This window comes from Rhodovulum sp. (assembly GCF_011048875.1).
Taxonomy (GTDB): domain Bacteria; phylum Pseudomonadota; class Alphaproteobacteria; order Rhodobacterales; family Rhodobacteraceae; genus Rhodovulum; species Rhodovulum tesquicola.
Genome location: NZ_DSDD01000165.1, coordinates 1 through 7,650, shown reverse-complemented (window position 1 = coordinate 7,650; position 7,650 = coordinate 1). Strand labels below are relative to the sequence as shown.

General features: G+C 69.2%; 4 protein-coding genes and 1 pseudogene. 4 read left to right on the top strand and 1 reads right to left on the bottom strand.

Translation table 11 applies throughout. From position 1 onward, the window contains the following. A partial coding sequence (locus ENN83_RS05785; RefSeq protein WP_287185112.1) for an error-prone DNA polymerase occupies window positions 1-2,700 on the bottom strand: 2,700 nt, incomplete at its 3' end. Window positions 2,701-2,874: 174 nt separating this feature from the next. On the opposite strand from ENN83_RS05785, the gene ftsW reads away from it, so the two are divergent. The 4 genes and pseudogenes from ftsW to ENN83_RS05765 all read left to right on the top strand — a co-directional run. After that, window positions 2,875-4,044 carry a putative lipid II flippase FtsW gene (gene ftsW, locus ENN83_RS05780; protein ID WP_287185109.1) on the top strand — a complete coding sequence of 390 codons (1,170 nt, stop codon included), beginning with the start codon at window positions 2,875-2,877 and terminating at the stop codon, window positions 4,042-4,044. After that, complete coding sequence (locus tag ENN83_RS05775; RefSeq protein WP_287185106.1) at window positions 4,041-5,141, top strand: UDP-N-acetylglucosamine--N-acetylmuramyl-(pentapeptide) pyrophosphoryl-undecaprenol N-acetylglucosamine transferase; 1,101 nt, start codon at window positions 4,041-4,043, stop codon at window positions 5,139-5,141. Before ftsW ends, ENN83_RS05775 begins: the two co-directional genes overlap by 4 nt. Before the next feature lie 23 nt (window positions 5,142-5,164). Then, window positions 5,165-6,562 carry a UDP-N-acetylmuramate--L-alanine ligase gene (gene murC, locus ENN83_RS05770; RefSeq protein WP_287185115.1) on the top strand — a complete coding sequence of 466 codons (1,398 nt, stop codon included), beginning with the start codon at window positions 5,165-5,167 and terminating at the stop codon, window positions 6,560-6,562. A 12-nt stretch (window positions 6,563-6,574) separates the two neighbouring features. Beyond that, a pseudogene (locus ENN83_RS05765) lies at window positions 6,575-7,650 on the top strand (hypothetical protein); the annotation flags it as partial.

Here is a 7,650-nt window from a genome sequence, read left to right as displayed (position 1 = left end):
GGACAGCGCGCGCGCGGCCCAGAGCGCGGCGCGGCGGTCGATCCCCAGCCCGGCGAAGGCGTCGGCCTCGGCCAGGGCGGCGACCAGCGCGGGGGGCAGGCCGGCGCGGCGCCAGACATCCTCGACGCATGCATAGCCGTTGCCGCGGGCCGCGACGATCCAGGCGGCCTCCTCCTCGGGGATCGCCTTGATCTGGCGAAAGCCCAGCCGCAGGCAGAGCCTGCCCCGGTCGTCGGATTCCACGCTGTTGTCCCATTGGCTGGCATTGATGCAGACCGGGCGGATCTCGACCCCGTGTTCGCGGGCGTCGCGCAGGATCTGGGCGGGCGCGTAGAAGCCCATGGGCTGGGCGTTCAGCAGCGCGCAGGCGAAGATCGCGGGGTGGTGGCGCTTGAGCCAGGCCGAGGCGTAGACCAGCAGTGCGAAGCTGGCGGCGTGGCTTTCGGGGAAGCCGTAGGAGCCGAAGCCCTCGATCTGGGAAAAGCAGCGTTCGGCGAAGGCGCGGTCATGGCCGTTGCGCGCCATGCCCCTGAGGAAGCGGTCGCGGAATTCGGAGACATTGCCATGCTTGTTGAAGGTGGCGAGCGACCGGCGCAGGCGGTCGGCCTCGTCGGGTGAAAAGCCCGCGCCGGTGATGGCGATCTGCATCGCCTGTTCCTGGAAGAGCGGCACGCCCAGCGTCTTGGACAGCACCGCGCCCAGCGCGTCGGAGGGGAAGCTTACCTGCTCCTCGCCATTGCGGCGCCTGAGATAGGGGTGGACCATGTCGCCCTGGATCGGCCCCGGGCGGATGATCGCGACCTGAATCACGAGGTCGTAGAAGCAGCGCGGCCGCATCCGGGGCAGGAAATTCATCTGCGCCCGACTTTCGACCTGGAAGACGCCCAGCGAATCGGCACGGCAGAGCATGTCGTAGGTCGCCGGATCCTCGGGCGGGAGGGTGGCGAGGTCGAGCCGGTGGCCATGCTGGCGCTCGATCAGTTCGAACGCCTTGCGGATGCAGGTCAGCATGCCCAGCGCGAGGATGTCGACCTTGAGGATGCCCAGCGCGTCGATATCGTCCTTGTCCCAGCAGATCAGGGTGCGCCCCTCCATCGCGGCATTCTCGATCGGCACCAGTTCGTCGAGACGGCCTTCGGTGATGACGAAGCCGCCGACATGCTGGCCGAGATGGCGCGGGAAGCCCTGGATTTCCGCGATCAGGTCGAGCGTGCGGCGCAGGCGCGGGTCGGCGGGGTCGAGGCCGATCTCGCGCAGGCGGTGGTCGTCGATGGCGCCCGAGCCCCAGCCCCAGACCTGGCTGGACATGGCGGCCAGCGTGTCTTCGGACAGGCCCATGGCGCGGCCCACCTCGCGCACGGCGCGCTTGCCGCGGTAGTGGATGACAGTGGCGCAGAGCCCGGCGCGGTGGCGACCGTAGCGGTCATAGATGTGCTGGATCACCTCCTCGCGGCGCTCATGTTCGAAATCGACGTCGATATCGGGGGGCTCGCCGCGGGCCTCGGAGATGAAACGCTCGAAGACCATGGTGCCGATCTCGGGAGAGACGGAGGTGATGCCCAGGGCATAGCAGACCACCGAATTGGCGGCCGAGCCGCGGCCCTGGCAGAGGATGCCGCGGGACCGGGCGAAATCCACGATGTCGTGGACGGTGAGGAAATAGGGTTCGTAGCGCAGTTTCGCGATCAGCGCGAGTTCATGGGCGAGCATGGCCTGCACCCGGTCGGAGGCGCCGTCCGGGTAGCGGCGGGCCAGGCCTTCGCGGGCGAGGCGGGCGAGCCGCGCGGCGGCGGTTTCGCCCTGCGCGCCTTCGGACGGGTATTCGTAGCGCAGCTCGTCCAGCGAGAAGGTGCAGCGCGCGGCGATCTCGGCGGTGCGGTGGACGGCGGCTTCGTGACCGGCGAAGAGGCGCAGCATCTCGGGCCCGCTGCGCAGGCGCTGTTCGGCATTGGCAAGCGCTGCATGGCCCAGATCCTCGACCCGGCAGCCCCGGCGGATCGCGGTCAGCACATCGGCCAGCCGTCGGCGGCGGCCGTGATGCATCAGCGGGGCGGCCGAGGCGATGGCGGGCAGGCCGATCGCGCGCGCGAGGGAGGCGAGCCGGTCGAAGCGGGCGGCGTCCTGCCCGTCATAGGTGGGCGCCATCAGGAGCGACACCTGTCCGGGGAAGCGGCGCGTCAGCCGCTGCGCCTGTGGCCGCCATTCGCCCGCGCCGCGCCGCGAGGTCGGGGCCTGTGGCGGGTGGAGCAGGATTTCGAGGCCGTCGCCCCAGTCCAGCAGGTCGTCGAACGTCAGCGTGCAGCCGCCCTTTGCCGCCCGCAGCCTGCCGATGGAGAGCATCCGGCAGAGCCGTCCCCAGGCGGCACGGTCGCGCGGCAGGACGGTCGCGGTTAGCCCGTCGGTCAGCACCAGCCGCGCGGCGGGCAGCAGGCGCGGCACGGTATGGATCGGGGCCGAGGGCGGGCGGGGCAGATGGGCGGGGCAGGGCGGGCCGATCGGCGCGGCCGCCTGCACCAGCGCCACCTCGCGCGCGATCTCGCGCGCCGCGACATGCGCCCGCACCAGCCCCGCGACCGAGTTCTCGTCGGCGATGGCCAGCGCCGCGATGCCCAGAATCGCGGCACGCTGCATATGCTCCTCGGGATGCGAGGCACCGGTCAGGAAGGTGAAGTTGGAGCTGACGGAAAGTTCGGCGAACATGGCGAGTCGGGAGTATATTCACGTTTTGTTCCAGATTGGAGTCCCGATTGCCCGGATCCGGGGCGGGCGCGGGCCGGTAACCTTTGCAGACTGGCGTCACGCCCGTTTTGGCGCTACACTCGCCCCCAGACCCGGAAAACGGGCAAGAGCAGAGGCAGTCGAGGCAGTACGCCCATGACGGAAATGGTCTACGGGACCGCGCCCATTCGCGCGGGCGAACCGGTCTTGCCGCGTTGGTGGCGGACGGTCGACAGATGGGCGATCTCCTGCATCCTGGTGCTGTTCGGGGTCGGACTGTTGCTGGGGCTGGCCGCCTCGCCGCCGCTGGCGACCAGGCACGGGCTGGACGCTTTCCACTATGTCGAGCGGCAGATGCTGTTCGGAGTGCTGGCGCTGGGCACGATGATGCTTGTCTCGATGATGTCGCCGGACATGGTGCGCAGGCTGGGCGTGATCGGCTTTCTGGGCGCGCTCCTGGCGCTGGCCTTGCTGCCGGTCCTGGGCACGGATTTCGGCAAGGGGGCGGTGCGGTGGTATTCGCTGGGCTTTGCCAGCGTGCAGCCCTCGGAATTCCTGAAACCCGGTTTCATCGTGCTGGCCGCCTGGATGCTGGCCGCGGCGCAGGATCTGAACGGCCCGCCGGGACGCATGATGTCGCTGGGCGTGACGCTGGTGGTGGTGCTGTTCCTGGCTCTCCAGCCCGATTTCGGGCAGGCGGCGCTGATCCTGTTCTCCTGGGGGGTGATGTATTTCGTGGCGGGCGCGCCGTTCCTGCTGCTGGTCGCCGTGGCGGGCACGGTGGTTGCGGGCGGCACGCTGGCCTATCAGGGGTCCGAGCATTTCGCCCGCCGCATCGACGGCTTCCTGTCGCCCGAGATCGACCCGCGCACGCAGCTCGGCTATGCGGTGAACGCGATCCAGGAGGGCGGGTTCTTCGGCGTGGGCGTGGGCGAGGGGCAGGTGAAATGGTCGCTGCCCGATGCCCATACCGATTTCATCATCGCGGTTGCGGCCGAGGAATACGGCCTCGTGCTGGTGGCCGCGATCATCGCGCTTTACACGGTGATCGTCGTGCGCTCGCTGTTCCGGCTGATGCGCGAGCGCGACAGCTTCATCCGGATCGCGGGCACGGGGCTGGCCTGCACCTTCGGCGTGCAGGCGCTGATCAACATGGGCGTGGCGGTGAAGCTTTTGCCCGCCAAGGGCATGACGCTGCCCTTTGTAAGCTATGGCGGCTCGTCGCTGGTCGCGATGGGGATGATGGTGGGCATGCTGCTGGCGCTGACGCGCAGCCGGCCGCAGGGCGAGATCGGCGACATCCTGCGCCGCCGGGGGCTGGCATGAGCGCGCCGCTGCTGGTCATCGCCGCGGGTGGCACCGGCGGGCACATGTTCCCGGCCCAGGCGTTGGCCGAGGCGATGCTGGCCCGCGGCTGGCGGGTGAAACTCTCGACCGATGCCCGCGGCGCGCGCTATGCAGGCGGCTTCCCGGCCGAGGTCGAGATCGCCGGCGTCCCCGCCGACAGCCTGGCGCGTGGCGGGGCGCTTGCGCGGATCGCGGCCCCCTTCCGGCTGGGCGCGGGCGTTCTGGCGGCGCTGGTGAGCATGCTGCGCGATCGTCCGGCGGTGGTGGCGGGCTTTGGCGGCTACCCGTCCTTTCCGGCGCTGAGTGCGGCCATCGCGCTGAAACTGCCGCGGATGATCCACGAACAGAACGGCATCCTCGGCAAGGTCAACCGGCTTTACGCGAAGAAGGTGCACGCCATCGCCTGTGGCACCTGGCCGACCGACCTGCCGGACGGCGTCGAGGGCTGGCACACCGGCAACCCGGTGCGCGCCGCGGTGATGGACCGCGCGGGTGCGCCCTATATCCCGCCGGGCGATTACCCGATGAGCATCGTCGCCATCGGCGGCAGCCAGGGCGCGCGGGCGCTGTCGGACAATGTCCCCGCCGCCATCGCCGCGCTGCCCGGCCACCTGCGCCGCCATGTCCGCGTGTCCCACCAGGCCCGTGAGGAGGATCTCGCGCGGGTCGAACTGGCCTATGCCGAGGCGGGCATCGAGGCCGAGGTGCGGCCCTTCTTCGAGGACATCCCCGCGCGTCTGGCCGAGGCGCAGCTGGTCATCAGCCGCGCGGGCGCCTCGTCGATTGCCGACATCTCGGTGATCGGGCGGCCCTCGATCCTGATTCCATACCCTTACGCGACGGGCGACCACCAGACCGCGAACGCGCGCGGTCTGGTCGAGGCGGGGGGCGCGATCCTGATCCCGGAATCAGCCCTTGACCCCGCCAGGTTGGCAGAGCAGATCGCCACGGTTCTCGAACAACCCGAAGGGGCCATGCGCATGGCCCATGCCGCGCTGTCCTGCGGACGGCCCGATGCAACCGAGCGGCTGGTCGAGATTGTCGAGGCATTGGGCGGAACGGGGGCAGAGACATGAACATTCAGCGGGGACTTGAGTGGATGAGCGCGGCGACCAAGCTTCCGACCGATGTGGGGCCGATCCATTTCGTGGGCATCGGCGGGATCGGCATGTCGGGCATTGCCGAGGTGCTGCTGAACCTGGGCTACCGGGTGCAGGGCTCGGATCTGAAGGGCTCGAAGATCACCGACCGGCTGAGGGCGATGGGCGCCACCATCTTCGAGGGCCAGCGCGCCGAGAATCTGGGCGGCGCGGCGGTCGTGGTGATTTCCTCGGCGATCAAGCCGGGCAACCCGGAACTTGACGCCGCGCGGCTGGCGGGCCTGCCGGTGGTGCGCCGGGCCGACATGCTGGCCGAGCTTATGCGGCTGAAATCGAATGTCGCGGTCGCGGGCACCCATGGCAAGACCACGACGACCACCATGGTCGCCACGCTGCTGGATGCGGGGGGGCTGGATCCGACGGTCATCAATGGCGGGATCATCCATGCCTATGGCTCGAACGCGCGGCTGGGGGCGGGCGAATGGATGGTGGTGGAGGCCGACGAAAGCGACGGCACCTTCACCCGGCTGCCCGCCACCATCGCCATCGTGACCAATATCGACCCCGAGCATATGGAGCATTGGGGCGATTTCGACCGGCTGCGCCAAGGCTTTCACGATTTCGTTTCGAACATCCCGTTCTATGGGCTGGCGGTCTGCTGTACCGACCATCCCGAGGTGCAGGCGCTGGTCGGCCGCGTCACCGACCGCCGGGTGGTGACCTTCGGTTTCAACGCGCAGGCCGATGTGCGCGCGGTGAACCTGACCTACAAGGCGGGCGTGGCGCAGTTCGACATCGCGTTGCAGGCCGAGGATGTCCTGATCGAGGGCTGCACCCTGCCGATGCCGGGCGATCACAACGTCTCCAACGCGCTGGGCGCGGTGGCTGTCGCCCGCCATCTGGGCATGAAGGGCGACGAGATCCGCGCGGCGCTGGCGGGCTTTCGCGGCGTGAACCGGCGCTTTACCAGGGTCGGAGAGGTCGGCGGCGTCACCATCATCGACGATTACGGCCACCATCCGGTGGAAATCGCCGCCGTGCTGCGGGCCGCCCGCCGGGCCACCACGGGGCGCGTGATCGCGGTGCACCAGCCGCATCGCTACACACGGCTTCATTCGCTGTTCGAGGAGTTCTGTACCTGCTTCAACGATGCCGATGTGGTCGGCATCGCCGAGGTCTATGCCGCGGGCGAGGAGCCGATCCCCGGCGCCAGCCGCGACGATCTGGTGGCGGGCCTGATCCGCCACGGCCACCGCCACGCCCATGCAATCCTGTGCGAGGACGATCTGGAACGGCTGGTCCGCGCCGAGGCGGGCCCGGGCGACATGGTGGTCTGCCTCGGCGCCGGCACGATCAGCGCCTGGGCGAACGGGCTGCCGAAACGGCTGGGGGGGTAAGGGCGCGGGGCGATGGTCGAGATTGCGGAGATCAGGGACGAAAAGACGTTCCGGGCCTGGCTCGACCAGAAAGATCTGCCGCAAGAGGCGATGGTGGCCCTGGCCTATCGGGCGGCAATGCGGGTTTTGCCGGTGTGGTGGTCCGGGGTTGAGACTGCGGACCGGGCGCGCGCGCATGAGTTGACGCCGCTTCCGGTCTGCCGCGTGCTCTTGACATCGGGAACCTGTGCCTGCGCGGAGGATCCCGATGTCAAAGGCCGGCTCGCCGACGACGCCGCCGCCTTCGCCGTCTGGGCTGCGCAGCGCGAGGATTGCGCTGCGGGTGCCGATGTGCCGCGGCTCATGGCTGCACCGCTGTGGCACGCGGCCGAGCGGCCCTTGGACGAGACATGGCAGCCCCTCCGCGCCAAATACCCGCCCGGCGGAGATCACCCCTGGGCCTTCTGGATCGACTGGTATCAACCCGCCCTCGACGGCACCGAGACCCGCTGGGACCTGCTGCGCAGGATCGCGCAGATTGGCGACGCCATCTGGCAGGCCGGCCCCGACGCCGTCGCCGCCGAAATCGCGCGGTTGCAAGGGGGCGCGCGCACCCTGCTGTCGCAAGCCTACCCGGTCGATTTCACCTTCGACGCCTTGCAACGCGTCATGCGGATGGTGGGCATTGACGATGACACTGTCCATCTGCGCGACCCGGCCGTGGTGCAGGCCTTCCTCGACGATTGCGAGGAGTTGCGCGACACGTTGCGCAACTTCAACGATTTCGTGTTCGATCTGAAAGCTGGGGGCAATTTCGCCGCTGTGCTGCACCGGGCCGCGAACAAAGTGCCGGACGAATTGCAGCGCACGGAAGACGGGACCCATCTGCGCGCGCGTCACCTTGTGCGCCTGTGCGGTCGGATAGAGGCCTTTTCCAAGCAAGAAAAGGCGCGCGCCGATCTTGGGGAAACCCTGTCCGGTATGGCCGATGATGCGCTTTCCCTCATGCGCAGCGTGACACGCAAGCATTTCGGGCCGTCCCATACCGCGCTGGCCCCCTTGGCGGAGTTGTCGCTGGACCATGTCGATCAGGACGCGGTGGTCGCGCT

Coding starts and splice junctions, on each gene's coding strand:
- murC (WP_287185115.1), top strand. CDS start 5,165: ATGAGCGCGGCGACCAAGCTTCCGACCGATGTGGGGCCGATCCATTTC.
- ftsW (WP_287185109.1), top strand. CDS start 2,875: ATGACGGAAATGGTCTACGGGACCGCGCCCATTCGCGCGGGCGAACCG.
- ENN83_RS05775 (WP_287185106.1), top strand. CDS start 4,041: ATGAGCGCGCCGCTGCTGGTCATCGCCGCGGGTGGCACCGGCGGGCAC.